This window comes from Brachyspira catarrhinii (genome assembly GCF_005518285.1).
Lineage (GTDB): Bacteria > Spirochaetota > Brachyspiria > Brachyspirales > Brachyspiraceae > Brachyspira > Brachyspira catarrhinii.
The window spans coordinates 1-1,885 of the sequence record NZ_SJDU01000411.1 but is presented as its reverse complement, the minus strand read 5'-3'; the positions used below and the strand labels follow the sequence as shown (position 1 = coordinate 1,885).

Below are 1,885 nucleotides of genomic sequence, written 5' to 3'. Positions count from 1 at the left end.
GCAATACGATAAACAAATATCGCTTGAAGATAAAAGAAGAGAAGGAATAAAAGAAGGTATTAAGAAAGGAATAAAAGAAAATAGTTACTCAATAGCAAAATCAATGAAATCAAAAAACATGGACATTAATCTTATAAGCGAAATCACGGGTTTAACCATTGAAGAAATTCGCAAACTGCGTCCAGACGGAGAAAAACTTTAAACCTTAATAACTACCTATATTTATTAACCCACTAATAAATAAAAAAAATCATCAAAATAACAAATCTAAATTTTTATAAATTTTATCAATAAGTAAATTCCAATCAAACTACCATTAACTTTAAAATAAAAAACAGCGCCTCTCGTTCGCAACACACGAAAGACGCCGAATTATAGTGAAAAATTTAAGAAAGATTCAAATTAATCAAACATTAGCAATCTTTACTAAAATCTAATGCTTGCTTTGTAGTGGCTTGACTTTCCATGCTAACAAACTCTATTTTTATGTAGACTTTGTAATCTGCACGGAGTTGTTTTACCACAGTCATTGCGAGGGCAACGCCCGAAGCAATCCACACTTTATAGATTGCTTCAATAGTTTTCACTATTTCGCAATGACAAATCCTCAACCCTAATAACAAGGTAGCTTCAGCCCCTTGTATGCTTTTCTTTGAATTGTTAACACAAGGGGTTAAAACCCCTTGTTATCAAATTCTTTACTTCAATAAAAAAGAAGCTCGCCCATTCGGACAAGCCTCTCAATCTTTCTTAAAATTTTCTATTTTCTAATTAGTTTATAGCGCTGGCAAATACCAAGTTATGCCCGTAGTTCCGTTAAATCCAAAACCTGTAGGAAGTCCAGTGTCCATCGCGTTTCCAATTTCCATTTCAAAATACCATTCAAGGTTTTGTAGAGGAGTAATATAGATTTCCGCGTAAACATTGTAGCCCAAACCGTAAGTTTCTTTAACATTCTTTTGAGTCGCGCTTCCAGCTTGATTTACTTTCAAACCCAATTCTGGTTCCAAATAAAGCGAAACTATATCGGAGTTTGCAGTCAAACCTAAACCTGTCATTAATTGCAAATTCCAAACGCCCGTTCCATATCTTACAGTCTGTCTATCGTAAGCGCCATTCATAGCATTAACGGCTTGAACTCTTGCAAAATTATGATATTTTCCCAAAGCGGTATTATAAGCTAATTTAACTATAGGTTGAAGAGCGACTTCTTCCACAACAGAGCCAAAGTAGAATCTCAAATCGAAACCGAATGATTCCGCATGTTTGCCTTTATCTTTTACGCCCGCATACTCGTTATCCCATCCATAATAACCGTATCTCAAATACAATCTAACTTGCGGCAACATATCCAAACCAGTATAATATCTGAATTGAGAATCAACGCTTACAGCCATTTCGTTCTGTTTCCAACTGCTGCCTTTATCGTTATTAACATACACTTGAATTGGAATAGCCATTCTGAAAGCGTTATCCATAGCGTTCAAAACCAATACTGGAGTGTGAGTTGACTTGTTTACCGTTTTTGCGGTGTCTTTGCCGTTGTATTTTTGAGTTCTTGGTCCAATGGTCGCGTTATAACCCACTCCGATTCCTATTGCGGAAGAAGTGTAGCCAATTCCCATTGAGATTGAAGGAACCCAATCGTAAAAGTCGCCGCTATTACCATCACGCTGCAACATAGCTCCGTAAGTTCCGCCAAATCCCGTGTTATTGTCGAAACCGAAAGTTCCTTTAATCATGTCGTTTCCGAGCGTGAAGCCAAGTTGGTCTAATCTTGCTCTGAACTGATTGCCATGCGTGAGGAAGAATATCCAATCCGTATCAACCCCATACATACCGAATACGCTTGCGCTTGCCATAGTAAGCAAAGCCATTGTTGTTA

At 37.0% G+C, this 1,885-nt stretch carries 1 protein-coding gene and 1 pseudogene; one reads left to right on the top strand and one right to left on the bottom strand.

Annotated features, from left to right (window positions below):
• A pseudogene (locus tag EZH24_RS11035) lies at window positions 1-202 on the top strand (hypothetical protein); the annotation flags it as partial.
• Window positions 203-776: 574 nt separating this feature from the next.
• Here the strand turns inward: EZH24_RS11035 and EZH24_RS11030 are convergent.
• Window positions 777-1,885: cell surface protein (locus EZH24_RS11030; protein WP_137999162.1), on the bottom strand; the 1,109-nt coding region annotated here is incomplete at its 5' end.